The sequence below is a fragment of the Olsenella profusa DSM 13989 genome (genome assembly GCF_030811115.1).
Lineage (GTDB): Bacteria > Actinomycetota > Coriobacteriia > Coriobacteriales > Atopobiaceae > Olsenella_F > Olsenella_F profusa.
Map to the genome: position 1 here is coordinate 2,455,483 of NZ_JAUSQK010000001.1, position 21,912 is coordinate 2,477,394.

Below are 21,912 nucleotides of genomic sequence, written 5' to 3' on the forward strand. Positions count from 1 at the left end.
GGCGCGCGGGCGCGCCGTCGCTACCTGTTGAGCTCCTCGGGCTTGAGCAGCACCTCGTTCTTGACGAACTGGTCATAGATCACGTTGATGGCGCGGTCGAAGTCCGAGTTGTTGACGCCCAGGATGATGGAGATCTCCTGCGAGCTCTGCGTGATCATGCGGATGTTGATGCCCGCCTCGCCGAGCGCGCCAAAGATGCGCCCAGAGGTGCCGGCGCGGCGGCTCATGTTGCGGCCGACGACCGAGATGAGCGCCAGCTGGTCGACGACGTTGACGCTATCGGGCTTGAGCTCGTGCTGCAGGTCGTTGACGATGGAGTAGATGGAGTCCTGCACGTCATCGCCGTTGATGACGATGCCGAAGGAGTCAACGCCCGTGGGGATGTGCTCGACGGAGACGTCGTACTTCTCGAAGATGGAGAGCGCGCGACGTACGAAGCCCACCTTGTTGGACATGTGGGCACGCATCACGTGCACGGCCATGAAGTCCCTCTTGCCGGCGATGCCGGTGATGAGGTGCTCGCTTCGCCCCTCCTCGGCGGTCTCGCGGATGATGGTGCCCCGCTTGTCGGGCCGGTTGGTGTTCTTGATCTGGATGGGAATGCCCACCTCGCGCACGGGGAAGATGGAGTCCTCCTGCAGGACCGAGGCGCCCATGTAGGAGAGCTCGCGCATCTCGTCAAAGGTGATGCGGTGGATGGTGCGCGGGTTCTCCACGATGCGTGGGTCGGCGGACAAGAAGCCCGAAACGTCCGTCCAGTTCTCGTAGAGGTTGGCGTCGATGCAGCGGGCGAGGATGGCACCCGTGATGTCGCCGCCGCCACGCTCGAAGAGCTTGATGGTGCCATCCACCGTGGAACCGTAGAAGCCCGGCAGCACGAAGCTGCCCAGACGCTGGACGGCCTCGCGCAGGCGCGCCTGCGTGCGGTCCATGTCCACCTTGCCGTCGTGGTGGAACACGATGACGTCGGCGGCGTCCACGAAGGGGCGACCCAGGTACTCGGCCATGAACTGGGCCGTGAAGAACTCCCCGCGGCTCACGATGTACTCGGCGGAGTGCCTGTGGATGCCTGCGATGAGCTCCTCGAACCTCTCGCGCACGGGATAGGAGAGCCCCAGCTCGCTGGCGATGTCCACAAAGCGCTGCTCGATGTCGCGCAGAAGGTCGGTGCCATCCACGTGGTACTGGATGTGGGCGTTCACAAGCAGCAGCAGGTCCGTGACCTTGTTGTCACTTGAGAACCGCTTGCCCGACGCAGACACGACCACGAACGCGCGGTCTGGGTCGGACAGGACCACATCGCGCACCTTCTTGAACTGGCCGGCATCGGCAACGCTTGACCCACCAAACTTGGCTACCTTGATCATCTAGAGCCCCTCCTTGGCAAGCGCGGCCATGAACGTGCTGGGGTCGCTCTCGCATGCCCTCTCGAACAGCGAGCGCGCCTCGACCGCAGTGACGCCGCGCACGATCTTGGATCCCTCGTCACCCTCCCAGGCGCCCGCATGGGGCACGGATGCCATGGTGCGGAAGACGTAGTCCCCCGTCAGGAGGCTGGGATCCCAGGCGAGGCCTCGGCTGAGGTCATAGGTGGGCCGCATGCCCGCGGTGGCGTCCAGCACGTCCTGCACCATGGCGTTGCCCGTGGGCAGCATGCCCGCACCCTGGCCGTAGAACTTGAGCGGGCCCACCGTGGTGGCATCGAGTGACATCAGGTTGAAGTTGGCGGGGACGTTCGCCTCGAGCGTATGACGCGAGAGCGCGACTGGTTCGACGACGGCGGCATAGCGACCATCCCCCTGCACGCCGCGGCCCAGCAGCTTGACGGTGCGGCCATGCGCACGGAAGCGCTCGAGGTCGACGCGGGTGAGGTTGCGAATGCCCGTGACGGGCAGCTCTGCGGTGCAGGCCGCGTCGAAGGCGACGCCCACGGCGATGATGGTCTTGTTCTTGACGTCGATGCCGTCGATGTCGGCGGATGGGTCGCGTTCGGCATAGCCCAGCTCCTGGGCGCGCAGGAGCGTCTCGTCGAAGTCGGCCCCGTTCTTGGACATGGCATCCACGATGTAGTTGGTGGTGCCGTTCATGATGCCCGAGAACGAGCGCACGTCATCGATGCGGCGCACCTTCCTGATGCTTGCGATCCAAGGGATGCCGCCCCCACAGGTGGCCTCGATGAAGAGGCCGGCGCCACCGGCAGCGGCCGCAGCGGCGAACTCCCGGAAGTATGCGGCCACCACCGCCTTGTTGGAGGTCACCACGCTCTTGCCTGCCGCAAGGGCACGCAGGATGAAGCCGTGCGCCGGCTCGAGGCCGCCCATGCACTCCACGACGAGCGCAATCTCGGGGTCGTTCGCAATGTCCTCGAAGCTCGAGGTCATGCGTGGGTCCGTCAGGCGGTCGGGAAGCTCGAGGATGCGGGTTACCTCAACGCCACCGACCCGCTCCGAGATGATCCGGTCCACGCCCTGTCCAACGGTTCCGTGGCCGAGCAAGGCAATCTTCATGCGCTGATCCAATCTTTCCACTCTGTGACGCACCGTCCACCCGCCTGTGCGGCGAGGTTATCATGGGCATGCACGCCCTTCAAGACAACAAGGAGCGCACACGTGAACCCTTTCTACCACAGCACGCGCGACAACAGCCGATTGGTAACAAGCAAGCAAGCTATCCTCACCGGCATCGCACCCGATGGGGGCCTCTTCGTCAGCGATGCCGTGGGTGAGACCAAGCTCGACGTGGCCGCGCTCCCCAGCCAGACCTATCATCAGACGGCACGCCAGATCCTTGGGATGCTGCTGGGCGACTATGCGGATGAGGAGCTCGCCTCCTGCGTGGGGAGCGCCTACGCCGCCAACTTCGACACGCCCGCCGTCACGCCGCTCTCCCCCTTGGGAGACGATTGGCTCCTTGAGCTCTACCATGGCCCCACCTGCGCCTTCAAGGACGTGGCACTCCAGATGCTGCCCCGTCTGATGTCCGTGGCGCGCGCGGAGGGCGGCAGGGACATCATGATCGTCACCGCCACCTCCGGCGACACCGGCAAGGCGGCGCTCGCAGGCTTTGCGGGCGTGGAGGGCACGGGCGTCACGGTGTTCTATCCCGAGGGCAAGGTGTCCGAGATCCAGCATCTCCAGATGGCCACGCAGACCGGCGCCAACGTCGCCGTGTGCGGCGTCAACGGCACCTTTGACGACTGCCAGACCGAGGTCAAGCGCATCTTTGCCAATCGTAAGGTCGCCGGGCGCCTGGCAGGGCGCGGCGTGACGCTCTCCAGTGCCAACTCCATCAACGTGGGTCGCCTGGTGCCCCAGGTGGTCTACTATGCGGACGCCTATGCCCAGCTCGCGCGCCGTAGCGCCATCGCCGTGGGAGACGTGGTGGACTTCTGCGTCCCCACCGGCAACTTTGGCGACGTGCTCGCCGGCTACTATGCCAAGCGCATGGGCCTGCCCGTGGGCACGCTCACCGTGGCCTCGAACTCCAACAGGGTGCTCACGGACTTTTTCGAGACGGGCGTGTACGACCGCCGGCGCGACTTCATCCAGACCATCTCGCCTTCCATGGACATCCTGGTCTCCTCCAATCTGGAGCGCATGCTCTACTACCTCACCGAGGGTGACTGCGAGCGCGTGGCCGCATGGATGAGGGAGCTCGCCGACACGGGAGCCTACAGCATCGGCGACGACCTGCTCGCCAAGCTGCGGGAGACGTTCCGCTGTGGCTGTGCGACGGATGACGAGACGCGTGCGACCATACGGGCGACCTGGGAGGGGAACCATGTGCTCGTCGACACGCATACCGCCGTCGCCACGTGCGTGATGGGACGAGAGGCCCACAGGGGGCACCAGCGGGTGTGCCTCTCCACGGCCAACCCCTACAAGTTCTCCCCGGACGTGCTGGCGGCCCTGGGCGAGGACACCGCCGCCCTGGACGACTTCGCCTGCATGGATCGCCTGCAGGAGCTGACGGGCACCTGTGCGCCGCCCCAGCTCTCGGGCCTGCGCGACGCCCCCATCACGCATGACTCCCTCTGCGAGCGGGACGAGATGACGTCGTTCGTGGAGCGTGCCTGCGCGAGGGTCTTCTCATGACGCAGCAGGCCCCCTTTGCGGTAGAGGTGCCTGCCACCACGGCGAACGTGGGCGTGGGCTTTGACTGTCTGGGCCTGGCGCTCGATCTGTGGGCTCGCTTCACGTTCGAGACGGCAAGCGAGACTGCGATCGATGGGTGCCCCGAGCGATTCCGGGGGCGGGACAACCTCGTGTGGACGAGCTACGTGGACACCTGCCACCACCTCCATGAGGAGCCCCTCGCGCTGCACGTCACCATCGAGTCGCCCATCCCCCTCTCGGGAGGCCTGGGATCGAGCTCCGCCTGCGTGGTCGCGGGCATCATCGCGGCACAGGTGCTCCACAGCGGTGCGATGGACGCCGCGTGCGCGCTCGACATCGCCTGCGAGCTGGAGGGACATCCCGACAACGTCGCCCCGGCCCTGCTGGGCGGCCTCGTGAGCTCGTTCGTCGATGGCAAGCGCACCCAGACGCTGCGCCTAGACGTCGCGGACGGCGTACGCATGGTCGCCATCGCACCCCCCTACGAGGTGCGCACGGCGGACGCGCGCAAGGTGATGCCGCACGAGGTGCCGCTTGAGACCGTCGTATGGCAGACGGGACGCGCCATCGCAGCCGTCCACGCCCTCGAGGTAGGAAACCTGGACCTCTTCTCGCGTGCCGCTCAGGACAGGCTGCACGAGCCGTACCGTGCTCCGCTCATCGAGGACTATGCGCCGCTGCGCCGCTGCGCGCTGGCGGCAGGGGCGGCGGCCTACCTCATCAGTGGGTCTGGCTCCACCATGCTCGCCGTCTGCGCCGGCGAGGAGGTGGCGGCGCGCGTCGAGCGCACCGTGCGGTGCATGGCGGAGGGGCACCTCGATGGCCTCTGGACGCGCGTGCTCCCCGTGAGTCCCACAGGGGCCTGGGTCGGCGAGGCGTAGGGATCGGACATCGCGTTCCCCTCTTCGAGTCGTTCGCACTTCCGGCCCGAGTCGTCCGCGAATTATCAGGCTTGATTTCTCCTAAGTGACACAGTAACAAGTTGTTTGCCTGCATCGACGCAACTGGGAAGACACCCTCAATTGCGCATGACTCCCTGTGCCCACGCAGAGAGGTGCGAACGACTCACCCATTGGGAGATTCAGCCGCCGAGGTAGGCCTTGCGCACGTCGTCATCGTGCAACAGCTCGTCGCCCGTACCGGTCTTGGTGATGGTGCCCGTCTCCAGCACGTAGCCACGGTTGGCGATGGAGAGCGCCATGGAGGCGTTCTGCTCCACGAGCAGGATCGTGGTTCCCTGCTGGTTGAGCTCCTGGATGATGCTGAAGATCTCCTCCACGAGGATGGGCGCGAGGCCCATGGAGGGCTCGTCGAGCATGAGCAGCTTGGGCTTGCTCATGAGCGCGCGTCCCATGGCCAGCATCTGCTGCTCGCCACCGGACATGGTGCCCGCCGACTGCCCCTGCCGCTCCCTGAGACGTGGGAAGTGCCTGAAGACCTTCTGGATCGTCTCCGCGTTCTCCGCATCGGAGCGCACATATCCGCCCATGTCGAGGTTCTCGGCAACGGTCAGCTGCGTGAACACGCGCCTGCCCTCGGGACACAGCGCCAGGCCGCTCTGCACGATCCTGTGGGGCCTCATGCCCACGAGGCTCTGGCCATCGAACTCGATGCCACCCTCCGTTGGCCTGAGAAGTCCCGCGATCGTGTTCAGCGTGGTGGACTTGCCGGCGCCGTTGGCGCCGATGAGGGTGACGATCTCGCCCTCGTCGATGGCAAACGAGATGCCACGGACGGCCTTGATGGCACCGTATGACACGTGAAGGTTGTCGATCGAGAGGATGGCCATCTACTTCGCCCCCTGCTTGCCCAGATAGGCCTCGATGACCCTGGGGTCGTTCTGGATCTCCTCCGGCGTGCCCTTGGCGATGATCCTGCCGTAGTCCAGCACGCCCACCCCCTCGCAGACGCCCATGACCAGGCTCATGTCGTGCTCGATGAGCAGGATGGCGATCTGAAACTCGTCGCGGATCTTGAGGATGTTCTCCATGAGCTCCGCGGTCTCGTTGGGGTTCATGCCAGCGGCGGGCTCGTCCAGCAGCAGCACCTTGGGATGGGTCGCCAGCGCACGGAGAATCTCCAGCCTTCGCTGGGCGCCATACGGAAGGTTGCCCGCCCGCTCGTCGGCGAGTGCGCGCATGTCGAAGATGTCCAGGAGACCCAGCGCCTGCGCGCGGAACTCAGCCTCCTGCCGCCAGTGGCTCGGAAGCCTGAGGACGTCGCCCACCAGGTGCGTGGACATGGAGTTGGTGAGGCCCACCAGCACGTTCTCGGCCACCGTCATCTGGGTGAAGAGACGGATATTCTGGAAGGTGCGGGCGATGCCCATCTTGTTGACCTGCACCATGGACTTCCCGGCCGTGTCGTAGCCATCAAGCAGGATGGTGCCACGCGTGGGCCTGTACACGTTGGTGAGCAGGTTGAAGATCGTGGTCTTGCCGGCACCGTTTGGCCCGATGATGCCTGAGATCTCCGTGCGGCCCATGGCAATGTTGAAGTCGTCCACGGCCGTGAGGCCCCCGAAGTCGATGCCCAGGTGCTCCGCCTGCAGCACGGGAATCTCGCCCAGATCCCTCTCGGGAATGAGGTTGGGCGTCTCCACCTGCACGAGGACGGAGCGGTTCCTCTTGGCTGCCACCTTCTCGCTAGGCATGCTCGCTCATCTCCTGATCCCCTGTCGCGCCATTCGCACGCCTCCAGGGAAGCCGACCGTTCATGACCCTCTCGATGATGCGCGAGAGCGAGAAGTCATACGAACCCAGCAAGCCCTGCGGACGGAAGATCATGACCACGACGAGCACGACGGCGTAGGTGATCATGCGGTAGTCGGCGAAGGCGCGCAGCACCTCGGGCAGGATGGTGAGCACCGTCGCGGAGATGACGGAGCCCAACATGGAGCCCATGCCACCGAGCACGACCATGACCAGGATCTCGATTGACTTCATGAAGCCGAACTTCGCCGGTGCCATGACGCCCACGACGCCCGCGTAGAGGCCCCCGCCCACACCCGCGAAGAACGCGGAGACGACGAAGGCCAGCGTCTTGTAGTAGGTGATGTTGACGCCCGAGGCCTCGGCGGCGATCTCGTTGTCGCGCACCGCAAGGATGGCGCGCCCATGGCGCGACTTCATCATGGTGTGGATGAGGAAGAGCGAGATGGCCACCACCACGAAGGTGTTGAGGAAGGTGGTGTAGGCCGGTATGCCCGTGAGGCCCTTGGCTCCTCCCGTGAGGTCGAACCCCAGGGCGCCATCGATGTTGAGTATGACCACTCGGATGATCTCCGCGAAGCCCAGCGTGATGATGGCCAGGTAGTCGCCCTTGAGGCGCAGCGCCGGCACACCGATGACGAGACCCGCGAGCGCGGCCATGAGCCCCCCGAACAGGATCCCCAGCACAAAGAGGAGCGTTGGCGCAGGACCTCCCAGGGTGAAGTCGCGCGCCGCGAGGCCAAGGACGGGAGCCATGCGCATGATGAAGATGGCGCAGGCGTAGCCGCCGATGGACATGAAGCCCGCATGGCCCAGGGGAAGCTGCCCCAGATAGCCCGTGGCGATGTTGAGCGAGACCGCCATGATGATGTAGACGCCCACCTGCTCGACCACGCCCGTCTGATAGCGCGAGAAGACGCCACCCGTGACGAGGGCTTGGCCGATGGCGAGCAGGGCCACCACAAGGGCGGTGTTGATCGCATAGCGCACGGGCATGGAGAGCCTGCGCACACCCGCGGGCGAGGCCGTCCCACCCGCAGCGGGAGCCGTTGCGTTTCGCGTGTCTGCCATGCTGACCCCCTACACCTTCTCGTTCATCGTGCGGCCGAGGATGCCCGTGGGCCGGAAGATCAGCACGACGATGAGGAGCAGGAACACGACGGCGTCCTTCCACACGGACAGGCCGATGGCGGAGACGAACACCTCAGCCATGCCCACGAGCAGGCCGCCGATGACGGCGCCGGGAAGCGAGCCGATGCCTCCGAGCACGGCGGCCACGAAGGCCTTGGTGCCCAGCATGATGCCCATGGTGGGCGTTGCCTGCGTGTAGGCCATGGAGTACAGCACCGAGCCGATGCCTGCGAGCGCCGAGCCCATGGCAAAGGTGAAGGAGATGGTGTTGTTGACATTGATGCCCATGAGACGCGCGGCGCCCATGTCCTCGGAGACGGCGCGCATGGCCTTGCCGAGCTTGGTCTTCTGCACCAGCAGCGTGACCGCGATGGTCGAGAGGGCCGTCACGACGATGGTGAGGATGGCGGTGAACGAGAGCGACATGCCACCGAGGGTGATGGTGGACGCATCGATGAAGGCCGGCACGACCTTGGCGTCGGCGCCGAAGATGAGCTGGGAGCCATTCTCGAGGAAGTACGACACGCCGATGGCGGTGATGAGGATGGACAGGCGCGGCGCGTTGCGCAGGGGCGCATAGGCCACCTTGTCGATGAGCACGCCGAGCAGGGTGCAGCCCGCGACCGCGAGCACCGCGGCGAGGACGGGGTGAAGACCCAGCTGCGCGAGCGCGATCCACGAGATGTACGCACCAACCATGATGATGTCGCCATGGGCGAAGTTGAGCAGCAGGATGATGCCATACACCATCGTGTAGCCCAAGGCGACGAGAGCATAGACGCTACCCAGCTGCAGCCCATTGAGCAGCTGCGTCAGAACCGTCATGGCAAACGCTCCTCTCTAGAGAGCCAATCGAACAAGGCAGCGGCACCAGGGGCCGCATGCGTCGGCCTGCGCGCGCCTGCCGGCATGACGCACCCAAAAGGTGCCTGGACGTACCCGGGCACCTCGCGACGGCCAGTTACCGCGATGCGGGCCCACCGGCCTCGGGATGCGTTGGCTAGTCGGCCGAAATCGTGGAGTACACGTTCGTGGAGCCGTCGGTGGCGAACGAGACGATCAGCGTGGACTTGTCTGGATCGCCCGTGCCCTTGTAGGAGATCGTGCCCGTCACACCCTCGACCTCGTTCGAGGCGATGGCGCTCACGACCTTGTCGGGGAAGTCCTTGTCGGAGGGCTTGGCCCCCGCATCGAGCGCGGACGCGATGCCACAGGCGAGCACCATGGCGGCGTCGTACCCCAAGGCACAGAAGTTGGTGGGCCCGTCGCCGAACTTTGCCTTGTAGTCCGAGACGAACTGCTGGACCTTGGCATCGCTGTTGGTGGCGACGAAGGAGCAGCAGTAGTAGCAGCCCTGCAGGTCATCTGCGGAGGCGTAGTTGCCGGACGCGATGCCGTCCCAGCCGTCCACGCCAAAGATGGGGCCGGCGTAGCCCTGCTGACGGGCCTGGGTGATGATCTTGCCATCGTCACTGTAGTAGTTAGGGCAGAAGATGGCATCCACCTTGGCCGAGATGATGGTCGTGAGCTGGCCGTTGAAGTCGACGTCACCCGCAGAATAGCCCTGCTGGGTGGCGACGGTGATGCCCCGGGCGGAGGCCTCGTCACAGAACGCCTGGTTGACACCCGTGGAGTAATCGTCACCCGAGTTGAAGATGGTGCCCACCGTCCCCCATCCCTGCTGGGAGGCGAAGTCCGCCATGACCTTGCCCTGGAACGGATCGGTGACGCAGGCGCGGAACGTGTTGCTGCCGTACGCGATGACGTCCGCCGCGGTCGCGGAGGGCGTTACGCAGGGCAGGTTGTCATTCGCGGAGGCCTGGGCGACGGCGATGGTGGGCGTGGACGTAACGTCGCCGATGATGCCCGCAACGCCGTCCTCGGTCATCTTGTTGTAGACGTTGACCGCCTCGGTGGCGTCGCCCTTCTCGTCCTGCTCGTCGAGATCGACGGTGTAGTCACCAATCTTGGGGTTCTGCTCGAAGTAGAGCTCGACGCCGTTGCGGCACGCCGTGCCATACTGGGCGACATCGCCCGTGAACGGACCGAGCATGCCCAGCTTGATGGTGGTGGACCCTGCGTTAGGGGAGTTGCCGCATCCAGCGAGGAGCGACACCGCGCCCATGCCAGCCGCAGCCACACCACCGAGCCTCACGAAGTTGCGTCTGCTCATTGCGTCAGCCATTTCACCCTCCCTGGGTACGCGCGTGGGTACATGGTGCCAGCCCATCCAGAGGACCAGCGGATACCTCGCTACCTTATGCATGGGTGGCCCCCATCGCATCGACGGCGATGATACTTATTCCTTTCGTAACACTGAAGATGCCACCGACAACATGTCAGGGGGGACGCTACGCCATGCGCGCATCATTCAGCGGGGCGAGGTGCCTGGGACGATACTCCACCCTGCGCATACGTTGACGACGGGGGAGCGCGTCCGTGGACCTGAGCGCCTGTGAGCCACCCTCGATCAGGCGGAGGTAGTTGCGCGAGCTCGCGCGCGCGGCATCCGACTGGTTGCGCGAGAACTCGTCACTGATGAGGTAGTCGATATACGTCTCGGTGTCCACGACCTCAGGATGCCCCGCCGGCGCCTTGAAGGGCAGCGGCTCGGTGGCCTCCTCCTCGAACTCGTCGATGGCGGCGGACGTGGATCTCGGGGGTGCGACGGGCACGACGTAGCTGCCGATGCTCTCGTCCATGCCGGCAAGCGCCATGTCCCAGACGTCATCGTGGTCAAGCTCGGCGACGTTGCGCTTGACGGGGAACACCCCCTCGTCCACCTCGGCGATGCGGCGGGCGACGAGCGCCGCACGGGCGCGGGCGCGACCGGTGGCACCGGATGCCGACGTACCCCGCACATCCCGTGCGCCACTGCCGGCGCCATTCACCCACGAGGGAACGGAGAGCTCGTCGCTCGGCGGGACGGCCTCGGCGTCCACGGACGGGACGCTCGCGCTCGACGTGGGGCCCACGGACACGACGGAGTCGCCCAGCCTTGCGTTCCACCAGGCGGTGCCCACGTCGCCCACCGTGCCATCCGCGCGCTCGATGATCGGCAGCCCCTCGAACTCGTCCGTGCCCAGGCGCTCTGTGAGCACGTCGCGCACGCCGCGCGCACGTGACCTCATGCGCTCGGAGATGGACTGGCCGCGCACGTAGCTCGCGGCGACGTCCTCGAGCTGGGTGGCCATGTGCCGTGGCACATAGGTCTCAAGCCCCGTTGGCTCCTCGTCGCCCTCCTTCGCCAGCCCCCCCACGCGATGGCGGATGTGCAGGGACCGGCGGGCAGAGGCGCTCAGCGTCGAGGTGCTGCCAAGCTCACGCTCCCTGCGCGCCCGCGCATGGCGCATCATGAGCGCCACGATGAGGGATGCCGTCGCCCCAATGAGGACACCGAGGGCAAAGGTCTCGGCAAGATTGGGCGAGGGCGGGCCTGCGATGACGTCCGTGGCACCAGAGGCACCGGTTATTGAGAACGCACATGGAGTCACCACGAGACCCGCTCGTATTGCAGCTGTGCCGTTTGCCCCAATCATGACCACACTCCCCGCTCGCCTTGGCCCATGCAGGGAATCGATGTGCCGCAGATGGCAAGGACCCTTGGGTCCTCGCAGCATGAAGCACGGCTGGGTTCGATGTAGCTGCGTGTGCCGTTTGCCTTCCTTGCTGCATCATACGGCATGTCACGCCTGAAGCGAAGCGGAAAACGGGGATTTTCCGAACCAGTGGCAGTTTCTTGGCGCAGGCACCGGCCGCCAGGCCCACGACCGCCTATGCGAGCGTCCCTCCCGACATGCGCAGGATGCGGGCGCACTTCGCCGCCATGCCCATGTCATGGGTCACCACCACGAGCGTCTTGCCCGTGTCGCGGGTGGCCGAGACGAGCGCCTCCATGACGGTGGTTGCCATCCGCGCGTCCAGGGAGCCCGTCGGCTCGTCGGCCAGGATGAGGCCTCCCGGCTTCAGCATGGCCCGGGCGATCGCCACACGCTGCTTCTCCCCGCCAGAGAGCTCGCTCACCATGGAGTCCAGCTTGTCGCCGACGGAGAACCTCTCCAACATCTGCTGGATGAGGGACAGCTTCCTGCCCTTGTCCAGCTTGGTGTAGTACAGGGAGAGCATGAGGTTGTCGCGCACCGCCCTCGAGTCGATGAGCGCGAAGGACTGAAAGAGGTAGTTGATCTCGTTGCGACGCAGGAGCATCGCCTGCCTGGTGTTGATTCCAGGATACCTCGTGCCCGCGAGGCGGATCTCGCCCGAGTCGGGGGTGTCGAGCAGCCCCAGCATGTTGAGCAGGGTGGTCTTGCCGCAGCCCGAGGGCCCGGTGATGGCGACCGTGTCCCCCTTTTGTACGGCCAGGTCGAGGCCCGAGAGGATCCTGTGCTGGCCGAAGGACTTGGAGAGGGACTCTACCTGGATGTACGGATGCATCACTGCTCCTTTGAGACGGTTTCCAGCACGACGGCCGTGGTCCTCTGGCGTGACGTGAGGACGATGACGAGGTTCGAGACGAGCAGCAGGGCGCCACCCACGAGCAGGCCTGCCTTGCACCGGAGTAGCGCGCAGATGGTAACACCCACCATAGTCGATATGGTCACGAACAGGATCTCCCGGCGGTACAGCTCCCAGGTGCCAAACCCCAGGACGTACTTCACGGAGATCTCCCGGGCGCTCACCCGGTTGACGACGTCGATGATGCACGCGACCATGACGGCGACGGTGGCAACCAGAAGGACAAGGACGATGGAGAAGAGGGCGAAGAGGTCCCTGAGGCTCTTCTGTATGCCGTCGATGTAGTTCTCCACGGTGACAAAGCGGGCGTTGAGGGACCCTTCGAGGGACGCCTCGCCGTCATCGCCAAGCAGCGTGGATGCAGCCTGCTCGTCCAGCTTCACGTACCCGTTCTCCAGGCCCGAGGCAACGAGGCTCTCCGACTCGAAGGGCACCATGTTCTCCGCCGTCACGACCGCTATGACAAAGTTTCCTGCCGTGACCGGCCGTCCCGAGTCCGTGCTCCACGTGAAGAGCTCCTTGCTTCCGTCATAGGGGACAAACTCGTACGTGGGGCTCTTCATGAAGGTCGTGACGATGTTGGAGTCGACCGACCCTCTGGAGGCAACGAGGAGCCTCTGCATTGCCTCGGCCTCGGAGGCGTCCAGGGACTCTGGCAGAAGGTAGACGCGCACGCCCTGCTCGGCCCTCTCGATGACGTCGCCCGGGAGGCCTATGCCGACCTTCCTCAGGTAGGAGGGGGATGCCGCAAGGTACCAGAACGGCTCTGGCTTGGAGTCGGAGCTCCCCTCCGTGTATGCGTCGATGGTCGCCTCCTCATAGCGGCTGACGTTCGCCAGATAGACGCCCTCGTCATGCTCGTGCTTGGCGTACCATGCATACAGGTCCTCGGAGTAGTCCATCGGGTTGCCCGTTAAGGGGGACCCGTTCAGCTCGAAGTCCCTCACCACGTACCAGTCCTCGTATTCGCTCCATGTGGTGCGCGTGCGCGCCAGGTTGGCGTACATGGCGAGGGGCTGGTCGATGTACAGGCAACCCCCAAAGATCGCGACCATGCACAGAAGGTAGACCGCCATGGCCAGCGCGTAGAACCCACGGCGCGAGTAGCGACCGCAGATGGCCTCGACCGGACGTGCGGTAAAGAGGGGGACGATGGAGATGACGGCGGCGACAAGCACCGCGACCACCGCCGGCAGCACGGATGCGAGGGCAAACCCCACAACGGCGGGGCGCAGGGCAAAGCCCTCGAGGATGGCGAGCGTCCCCAGCGCCCCTATGGGTAAGACGACGGGGAGCTGCCGTGCCTGGGCACCGAGCAGCTCACAGGCGAAGTCCCCCCTGCTCCAGCCCAGCATGAGGTGTACCCCCAGCGTCTTGAGCTCCAGCAGCGAGTGGGTCACCATGAGCAGGCAGAGCACGATGGCAAGCAGGATGAAGGCCCCAGCGCAGAACCAGTAGAGGAGTCCTAGCTCCGTGGTCGAACCCGACATCCTCGTGGTGAGGGTCTCCGCACTCACCCCTATGGTCGACGACAGGTCGTCAACCAACGTCTGGGACTCGCTGTCGCTCAGGCCGACAAACGTGCAGGTGCTCCCGAGGTTTGCCCCCGAGTCCAGCCTGTCTATGCGAAAGTACAGCCCGGATCTGATGCTGGGAAGGCTCGCCACCCGCGAGAGGGCATCGTTCCCATAGCCCGCATAGCCATCAGGCCCTGCGTCGATCACGGCTCTCAACAGGGAATCGTCTATCACCGTGGTGTCGAGGAGGGTCAGGGGGTCGAGGGAGGCGTTGCCTGTGCCCGGCGTGGCCAGCACGCTGAAGGTGTAGAGGGTGGCACCCGATTGCAGGGACTCCTTGTCCCGGCTCACTGCGATGAAGCCCCTCTCGCCGGAGAGCTCTTGGAGCGTTGAGACGAGCGCATCCTTCTGGTCGTCGGTCAGCTGTGTAGTGTATATGCTTGGTTGGTCTGACAGCCACGACTCGGCCGATCGTGCGGCCAAACCCTCCAGGATGCCCTTTGCGCAGATGAGGGATGTGATGCCAAGGAAGGCTATGACGACGAGGCTGATCGCAGAACGGATCTTCTTCATGGGGCACCGCCATTGAGAAGTTGCCTTACGTGACATGAGGGAGTGTTGCCTGGTACTTCGCGAGGTTCCTATCCCCTGCAGTCCCAGTATGGTTGGAGGGTACTCGCACCTATAAAGCCCCACGCCTGCGACAGGACTCCCGGGTCCTTCCAACCGGACACATGCCCGTTGCAGGAGGAGCAGTGCTCGTAGGTCTGGGAGTTGCAGTCAGAGAATCCATACACTCCCGCGTTGCGCCCATAGTTCCAAAACACTGCACTACCCTTGTAGTACACGGTCCTCGCTAGGGCAGCGGTCGGTCCGCCGAAACACAGGGCGCAGCAGAGCAGAGCTCATATGACAGACTTCTTGCCTTTCATGGCTGTCTCCGTTCTCGAGCAATGGCGGTGCCTGGGAAAAAGGTATGCATTTGAGAAGGCCAGCAGAGACCTTATCAGAGGATAGTAGATAAATGGAACTTAATTATCCGTAAGCGGTACCTTATCTGTAAGCGATAGAACATATAAATAACCATAATGAAAAGTAATAACTGAACATCCCCCAGTCAGTTGCCAGGTAGCACCCACAGCATCACAGGTGGCCCCCGCCCAAGGGCGGAGGCCACGAGAGGTGCACGTCTGCCGGGATGCCCCTAGGCCAAATACTCCGACTGCTGGGCCTTCTTGGCCGAACGGATGAGGAACTCCTGGTTGTCGTTGGTCTTCTTGAGGCCGCTGATCAGGGCCGTCGCCGCACGCTCGGTGTTGCTCATGTTGGCCAGGATGCGGCGGATGCCCCAGACGAACGGCTGCAGCTCGGGATCGATGAGCAGCTCCTCGTTGCGCGTGCCCGAGGCGACCGGGTCTATGGCCGGGAAGATGCGACGGTCGGCGAGGTCGCGGTCAAGCTTGAGCTCCATGTTGCCGGTGCCCTTGAACTCCTCGAAGATGACCTCGTCCATCTTGGAGCCCGTGTCCACGAGGGCGGAGGCAAGGATGGTGAGCGAGCCGCCGCCCTCGATGTTGCGTGCGGCACCCAGGAACTTCTTGGGCGGGTAGAGTGCCGCGGAGTCAACGCCACCCGACAGGATGCGGCCCGAGGGAGGCTGGGCCAGGTTGTAGGCACGAGCGAGCCGCGTGATGGAGTCCAGCACCACCACGACGTCCTCCCCCATCTCCACCAGGCGCTTGGCGTGCTCGATGACGAGCTCCGAGACGGCCGTGTGGTTGGACGCCGGCATGTCGAACGTGGATGCGACGACCTCGCCCTTGATGGAGCGCTCCATGTCGGTGACCTCCTCGGGGCGCTCGTCCACGAGCAGGCAGAAGAGGTGCACCTCGGGGTTGTTCACGGCAATGGACTGGCAGATGTGCTTGAGCACCGTGGTCTTGCCCGCCTTGGGCGGCGAGACGATGAGGCCGCGCTGGCCCTTGCCGATGGGGGCCACCAGGTCGATGGCACGACCGGTGATGGAGTCCCTGCCATGCTCCATGACGAGACGCTCGTTGGGGAAGATCGGCGTGAGGTCGCGGAAGCGGGGACGGCCCTTGCCCTCCTCGGGATCACGGCCGTTGACGGCCCCCACCTTGTGCAGAGGAGGGTACTTGCTGTTGTTGCGCGCGGGCGCGATGCTGCCCGAGACGCAGTCCCCCGCACGCAGCCCATACTGGCGGATGAGCTGCTGGTGCACGAAGGCGTCGCTCTCGCCCTTCATGTAGTTGCCCGTGCGGAGGAAGCCGTACCCCTCGCTCTGGAGCTCCAGGACGCCCTCCACCCGGCGGAAGCCCTCCGCACGCGCGGCGGCCACATAGATGGCCTCCACGAGGGCGGCCTTCTTGAGGCCGAGGTACTCGACCTCAAGCTCCGCCGCCTTGGAGCGCAGCTCAGCCACCCTCATGGCCTGCAGCTCCTCGCGCGAGAGGCTGGGCTCCACATTCTGCGCCGGGCCACCTCGACGGTTTCGCCGGTTGCGGCCACGCTGGCCGGGGCGGTCATCCCGGCGGAAGCCCTCATGATCGCGCCGGCTGCGCCGACCACGCGGCTGCGGCTCGGCGTGCTGCTCCTGGACGGGGGCGTTCCCCTCCCCCTCCTGTTGGGAGGACGCGTCCGCTGCGACATCCTGCGAGCCCTCCGTGTCCTCGGGGGCAGCCACGAGCTCGGGGAGGGGGTGTTTGCGTGGGCGACCCCGCCGCCTGGGAACGGGTGCCGCTGTGGCGTCGGAACCATCCAAGGTCATCGTCGGGGGCTCGCCGGGAACCGAGGAGGCCTGAGTGGACTCCTGTGTCGTCTTGGTCATGGCCTCGATGTCAGGCGTTGCCTGCTGCGATTGCTCCTCGCCAGGCCGCTTCTTGCGGGGCCTGCCCCGACGCCGCTTGACGGGCGCCTCCTCGCCTGCCGCAGGCGCCTGATCGCCCTCCGTCACCTCGGGTGTGGGGGTCTCCTCCACCGGCTTCTTGCGCGGGCGGCCGCGCCGACGCTTGACGGGCGCCTCCTCTGTGGCGACTGCTTCCTGCGGTTGGGTCTCTGTCTCTTCTGCCATGTACTTCTTCCCTACGTTGTGTTGGACGTGGGCATGCGCTCAAGGGGACATGCATGCCTGCCTGCACCGTCTGCGCGCACGGGGCCCTTGTGCGGCAGTATGACGCCAAGCCCGCCTATCTGCTTAGACCTGAGTTTGGAAGTGAAGCTGCAACGGACGAATCGCCGTTCATACGTTCATATGCAGTATAGCAAGCCTTGCCGCAAGCGCAAGCATCGTTGAGAAGTCGCCCCCTGCAAGCCGCGAAATGAACCCACCTTCCACAGGTGGGTGCCCTTGTCGCCGGTTCCAGCTTCCTCAACATCGGAGGATGCCTGTACTAGAGAACGACATGCGGGCTCCCTCAAAACGCTTGTCGGTTCACCCAGTTGTAGCCGCAGGGGGACGACACCTTCACTATATGAGCTTACCGTTGGCTATACCAGTCTTGACCTCGAAAGAGATTTGGAAAAGAATTGAAGGGATAGCTGCATGCGCATGGTTTTCCGCGCTGGGCGACAATAACGCGAAGGCAGGGTGTAATTCATCGAATGAGCAGCGCATGGGCCATTCATCTCTACCTGTTCCTCGCCGCACTTCTCACCGCCGTTGCCACCACGCCCCTCGCACGGCGCATCGCCTGGCATATGGGGGCCGTCGATCGACCCAGCGCCCGACGCATCAACAAGACGACCGTCCCGCGCATGGGCGGCATCGCGGTCTTCCTGGGGCTGCTCGTCGCACTCATCGTCCAGTACCTGGGGACGGTCTACCTGGAGTGGCCCACGGTGTTCACGCCGGCACCCCACTTCAACGGCATGAACTACATGGCCATCGCGCTGAGCTTCCTCGTGATCTTCCTCACCGGTGCCATCGATGACGTGCTGACCCTCAGACCCTGGCAGAAGCTCCTGGGGCAGGTGGCGGCGGCGGCCGTGGCCGTGGCTGGGGGACTCGTCATCGGCGTGGTCATCAACCCGCTCACCGGAGGGGATATCGTGCTCGGGTGGCTCGCCTACCCCATCACCATCGTCTACCTGGTTGCCTACACCAACATCATCAACCTCATCGACGGCCTGGACGGCCTGGCCTCAGGCATATCCGCCATCGCCGCCCTCACGATGTTCCTGCTGTCCGTGATGGGGGGGCACCTGGACGCCGCCGCGCTCTCCATCGCCCTCGCTGGTGCCACGTTGGGCTTCCTCTTCTACAACTTCAACCCGGCGTCCATCTTCCTGGGGGATTCGGGGTCGCTGCTCCTGGGCTTTGCCTTGGCCACGGTCTCCCTGCTCTCCGTGACGCGCGTGGCAGGCCTCACCACCATCATCGTGCCGCTCGTGATAGCCGCCGTCCCCATCCTCGACACGTTCTCCGCCATCGTGCGCCGCAGCCGTGCCCATGTGAGCATCGGCCAGGCGGATCGCGGCCACATCCATCACCGCCTCATAGACGAGGGCTTCAACCAGCGGGAGGCCGTGCTCATGGTCTATGCCTGGACGGGCCTGCTCTGCCTGGGCACCTTTGTGATGACCCAGGTGACAGTCAAGCCCCGCATCGCCATCTTCGTCGCCCTGTTCGTCATCTCCGCCATCGTCGCCATGAAGCTCCACCTCTTCAGCCCCGTGCTGCTGCACCATCGCGACCCCAAGACCGGGGACGACGAGCTCATAGGCCCCGGAGATCCCGCGTTCAGGGAGCAGAAGGAGAGGTTTGACGAGGGGCATCACCTTGGGGAGTGACGCAGGCGACGTGCCGCGCACCCATCCCCCTCGCCCGCAGCCTCGACAGAGGCGTCTCACGACCCCTTGGAAGCGATTCGGCCCCAAGTGCGTGCTGGTTCCTGCCAATCCGCGGGGAATTGGGGGCGCAATCGGCCCGCCACGCGCCGTGCGCCCGTCCTTGAGCGCGTCGAGTGAGGAAGCCGGCGGCGAATAGGCCCCCCGCGGCCACGGAGACGAGAGGGGCAGCGCGCACTTGGGGCCGAATCGCTCCCGTGACCGCGGAATGGGTGCATCAGCCCCGCCGCGGGCGCCCATCGTCGCGTCAGCGCCAACGACACCGCCAGTCATGACCACCCGCGCAGCGGGTCGTCTGCCCTTCGGATATAACCCTAAGGCCCACGATCCAGGGCCTCAAGTCCCTCGCCCTCGCTGTCGTCCGGACACGATGGCCCCTCGGCTCGTGGCGAGCCGGCTAAACGGGCCGCGCCGGACTACCTCTTGAACGGCTTCTCGCACTTCCTGGCGCCCAGCCTGTCCCGCGCGATGTCAATGCGCTCCTGCCCCCGGATGTACCTCCTGATGGCGGCCGCCTTCCCCTCGGGGCCCAAGACCCAGGCGATCGCCATGTTAGGGGGGTCTTCTGTCGCAGGGCGAAAGGGGGACCCGCCCGCTGAGCAGGTGGATTTCCCCGCCGTGCAGGAGCGCGACACAGGGCTGAGGACCCCGAAAAAGCACCGCCCCACGGGGCGGTGCAGACGGGGTACGCTGTGCGTGAGCCTACTCGGCGTCGAGGGCCTTCCTGGCAATCTCGGCGAGATCGGCAAACGCGGGGTCGCCCTCGAAGGCGAGCTGGGCAAGCACCTTGCGATCGAGTTCGACGCCGGCAAGCCTCAGACCGTGCATGAACGTGCTATAGGACAGGCCGTTGATGCGGGCGGCGGCGTTGATGCGCTGAATCCACAGGCCGCGGATGTCGCGCTTCTTGTTGCGACGGTCGCGGTAGGCATACTGACCGGAGTGCTGGGACTGCTCCTTCATGCCCCGGAAGGTGCGGGAGGAGGTGCCGTAGTATCCCTTGATGCGCTGGACCAGGGTCTGACGCTTCTTACGACCGGCAACTGCGCGCTTGACACGTGCCATAGCTAATCAACTCCTTGATACTCAGGTGGAATGACGCGTGAGCGCCTAGTTCTTGCTGCCCATGCGCTGGGAGACCACGGCGGCGTCACCAGGGGTGAGCTCGGTCTCCTTGCGGAAGCCGCGGATGCGCTTCTGGGACTTCTTGGTGAGGATGTGGCTCTTGAACGCCTTGGCACGCAAGATCTTGCCAGTGCCGGTACGGCGGAAGCGCTTTGCCGAACCCTTGTGCGTCTTCATCTTAGGCATGCTAGTTCTCCTTCTCGTTCTCTGCGTCGTCCTCGGTGGCCTTCTGGTCGAAGGCACCCTTGATGGGGGCGACGAGCATGTGCATGTTGCGGCCTTCCATCTTGGGCTGCGACTCGACGGTGGCATAGGGTGCCAGGTCGTCCGCCAGCCTGTCGAGCACCATCCTGCCCTGCTCGGGATGGACCATCTCGCGGCCACGGAACATGATGGTGATCTTGACACGTGCACCCCTTTTGAGGAAGCGCATGACATGGTTCCTCTTGGTGGTGTAGTCGCCCACATCGATCTTGGGACGAAACTTCATCTCCTTGACCTCGACGCGCACCTGCCTCTTGCGCGCGGCCTTGGCCTTGCGATCCTGCTCGTACTTGTACTTGCGGTAGTCCATGACCTTGCACACGGGTGGATCTGCGTTAGGGGCAATCTCGACGAGGTCGAGGTTCTGGTCGTCCGCCACGCGCTGGGCGTCATTGATGCCAAAGAGCCCCAGCTGGGAGCCATCGACACCGATGAGACGGCAGGTCCTGGCGGTGATCTCGCCATTGATGCGAGGTCCATCGTTCTTGGCTATCGTCTACACCTTCCCTTCCATATGTGGCCGCAGACGACTGCCCTTGGCCATAGAAAACTCCTGGTGCACCAGCAGGCATCCAGGAGACGGCATCCGCATGGAGCGGAGAGCACACGTTGTCTGACCAGACAGCTGCCGAGGCGCCGTATAGGTGGGGACATACGCTCTGCCCCGCTTTGTGGAACAGGGCGTATGGTACGCTTTTGCGCTCGGGGGTGCAACCGGAGTCGGACATACCCCACGACGCCGTTGCCATGCCGGCAAAAGCCCCACAACTCACGAGCGAGAAAGACGGCCGGGGGATGCCCGGCCGCCATCGCCTTCCCTGGTGCCCGGAGTGGGGGTCGAACCCACACGCTGGTTTTCCAACTGCGGATTTTGAGTCCGCCGCGTCTGCCAATTCCGCCATCCGGGCGCGGAACGTATGCACTATAGCAAAAGTCACCTACTGGAAGTAGGGGTTATGTTCCAGCTCGTCCCCCATGGTCGTCATCTCACCATGACCACAGAAGAGGCTGGTGCGCGGGTCGATCTCACGCTTGATGCGCGCAAGCGACGCGCGCAGGGCCGCTGGGTCTCCCCCGGTCAGGTCCGTGCGCCCACAGGAACCACGGAAGACCGTGTCGCCCATAAAGGCGATGCCCGCGGCCGTGCCCTGACCGATCAGGCACACGCAGCCCGGCGTGTGGCCCGGTGTCTCCATCACGCGAAAGGACGCCGTCCCCACCGTGATGACGTCACCCTCGGCATAGGTCTGGTCGGGACTGGGTGCGTTGTCGTCGTAGGCGCGACCCGTCTCACCCGGCTCGCCCGCATGGCGGGCGCGTTCGGCATCGGCAGGATGGATCACGTAGGTGCCGCCGACCGCCTCCCTGAGCTTCCTGACCCCACCCACATGGTCGCCATGACCATGGGTGGCCGCGATGTACCTGACCCTCACGCCCTCAGGCAGGTGCTCCGCGATGGAGACGCCTGAGTTGCCGGGATCCACCACCAGGCACTCGCCCTGGGAGGTGTAGGCGTAGCAGTTGGTCTCGAGCGGCCCCACGACGTACAGCGCGATCTGGTCCCGGTCGTCATCCGTGTCGTGGTCGCGGCGCCCCCCGTCGTGGGAGTCCGCAGGGGTCATGCCCCTTGAGGTGGTGGTTTGGCGCTTGATCGTATCGTCGGCCATG

Annotated in this window: 19 protein-coding genes and 1 tRNA gene; 3 read left to right on the top strand and 17 right to left on the bottom strand. The window is 65.0% G+C overall.

The window, feature by feature from the left end; all coding sequences use genetic code 11:
- Positions 1-20: 20 nt before the first annotated feature.
- On the bottom strand, positions 21-1,367 hold the full coding sequence (locus J2S71_RS11410) for an aspartate kinase (RefSeq protein ID WP_307392006.1): 1,347 nt from the start codon (positions 1,365-1,367) through the stop codon (positions 21-23).
- Complete coding sequence (locus tag J2S71_RS11415) at positions 1,368-2,507, bottom strand: homoserine dehydrogenase (RefSeq protein ID WP_307392008.1); 1,140 nt, start codon at positions 2,505-2,507, stop codon at positions 1,368-1,370. It abuts the gene before it with no gap.
- A 102-nt stretch (positions 2,508-2,609) separates the two neighbouring features.
- Here J2S71_RS11415 and thrC point away from each other — a divergent pair, with 102 nt between their 5' ends.
- Entirely contained in the window at positions 2,610-4,094 is a 1,485-nt protein-coding gene (thrC, locus tag J2S71_RS11420) for a threonine synthase (protein WP_307392010.1), read from the top strand.
- A complete protein-coding gene (thrB, locus tag J2S71_RS11425; protein WP_307392014.1) occupies positions 4,091-4,996 on the top strand; it encodes a homoserine kinase in 906 nt (301 codons plus the stop codon). Before thrC ends, thrB begins: the two co-directional genes overlap by 4 nt.
- 200 nt (positions 4,997-5,196) lie before the next feature.
- On the opposite strand, the gene J2S71_RS11430 is transcribed toward thrB, so the two are convergent.
- From J2S71_RS11430 to rho, 9 genes are all read right to left on the bottom strand, one after another.
- Positions 5,197-5,904 (bottom strand): ABC transporter ATP-binding protein, encoded by a 708-nt coding sequence (locus tag J2S71_RS11430; RefSeq protein WP_021726145.1) that lies wholly within the window; start codon positions 5,902-5,904, stop codon positions 5,197-5,199.
- Positions 5,905-6,768, bottom strand: a complete 864-nt coding sequence (locus J2S71_RS11435) for an ABC transporter ATP-binding protein (RefSeq protein ID WP_307392017.1) — start codon at positions 6,766-6,768, stop codon at positions 5,905-5,907.
- Positions 6,761-7,897: a branched-chain amino acid ABC transporter permease gene (locus tag J2S71_RS11440; RefSeq protein ID WP_307392021.1), complete on the bottom strand. Its 1,137-nt coding sequence runs from the start codon at positions 7,895-7,897 to the stop codon at positions 6,761-6,763. The genes J2S71_RS11435 and J2S71_RS11440 overlap by 8 nt, the downstream gene beginning before the upstream one ends.
- Positions 7,898-7,906: 9 nt before the next feature.
- Positions 7,907-8,782: a branched-chain amino acid ABC transporter permease gene (locus tag J2S71_RS11445; protein ID WP_021726161.1), complete on the bottom strand. Its 876-nt coding sequence runs from the start codon at positions 8,780-8,782 to the stop codon at positions 7,907-7,909.
- Positions 8,783-8,957: 175 nt separating this feature from the next.
- Positions 8,958-10,142: an ABC transporter substrate-binding protein gene (locus J2S71_RS11450; protein WP_307392023.1), complete on the bottom strand. Its 1,185-nt coding sequence runs from the start codon at positions 10,140-10,142 to the stop codon at positions 8,958-8,960.
- Positions 10,143-10,308: 166 nt separating this feature from the next.
- Positions 10,309-11,496, bottom strand: a complete 1,188-nt coding sequence (locus J2S71_RS11455; RefSeq protein WP_156901018.1) for a hypothetical protein — start codon at positions 11,494-11,496, stop codon at positions 10,309-10,311.
- A 235-nt stretch (positions 11,497-11,731) separates the two neighbouring features.
- Entirely contained in the window at positions 11,732-12,391 is a 660-nt protein-coding gene (locus J2S71_RS11460; protein WP_307392027.1) for an ABC transporter ATP-binding protein, read from the bottom strand.
- On the bottom strand, positions 12,391-14,562 hold the full coding sequence (locus tag J2S71_RS11465; RefSeq protein WP_307392029.1) for a bacteriocin-associated integral membrane family protein: 2,172 nt from the start codon (positions 14,560-14,562) through the stop codon (positions 12,391-12,393). Before J2S71_RS11465 ends, J2S71_RS11460 begins: the two co-directional genes overlap by 1 nt.
- Before the next feature lie 631 nt (positions 14,563-15,193).
- Positions 15,194-17,080, bottom strand: a complete 1,887-nt coding sequence (rho, locus tag J2S71_RS11470) for a transcription termination factor Rho (protein ID WP_021726017.1) — start codon at positions 17,078-17,080, stop codon at positions 15,194-15,196.
- A gap of 530 nt (positions 17,081-17,610) precedes the next feature.
- Between rho and J2S71_RS11475 the strand changes: the two genes are divergently transcribed.
- On the top strand, positions 17,611-18,798 hold the full coding sequence (locus J2S71_RS11475; protein WP_021726148.1) for an MraY family glycosyltransferase: 1,188 nt from the start codon (positions 17,611-17,613) through the stop codon (positions 18,796-18,798).
- 473 nt (positions 18,799-19,271) lie between these two features.
- Here J2S71_RS11475 and J2S71_RS11480 read toward each other — a convergent pair whose 3' ends face one another.
- The 6 genes from J2S71_RS11480 to J2S71_RS11505 form a co-directional block, all read right to left on the bottom strand.
- A complete protein-coding gene (locus J2S71_RS11480; protein ID WP_307392034.1) occupies positions 19,272-19,406 on the bottom strand; it encodes a hypothetical protein in 135 nt (44 codons plus the stop codon).
- A gap of 151 nt (positions 19,407-19,557) precedes the next feature.
- Positions 19,558-19,920, bottom strand: a complete 363-nt coding sequence (gene rplT, locus J2S71_RS11485; RefSeq protein ID WP_307392035.1) for a 50S ribosomal protein L20 — start codon at positions 19,918-19,920, stop codon at positions 19,558-19,560.
- 45 nt (positions 19,921-19,965) lie between these two features.
- Positions 19,966-20,166, bottom strand: a complete 201-nt coding sequence (rpmI, locus tag J2S71_RS11490) for a 50S ribosomal protein L35 (RefSeq protein WP_021726044.1) — start codon at positions 20,164-20,166, stop codon at positions 19,966-19,968.
- 1 nt (position 20,167) lies between these two features.
- Positions 20,168-20,737, bottom strand: a complete 570-nt coding sequence (gene infC / locus J2S71_RS11495) for a translation initiation factor IF-3 (protein WP_084620874.1) — start codon at positions 20,735-20,737, stop codon at positions 20,168-20,170.
- Positions 20,738-21,063: 326 nt separating this feature from the next.
- Positions 21,064-21,152, bottom strand: a tRNA-Leu gene (locus tag J2S71_RS11500).
- Positions 21,153-21,182: 30 nt separating this feature from the next.
- Positions 21,183-21,911, bottom strand: coding sequence for an MBL fold metallo-hydrolase (locus J2S71_RS11505; RefSeq protein WP_307392037.1), 729 nt, complete (start codon positions 21,909-21,911; stop codon positions 21,183-21,185).
- Between the last annotated feature and the right edge of the window lies 1 nt (position 21,912).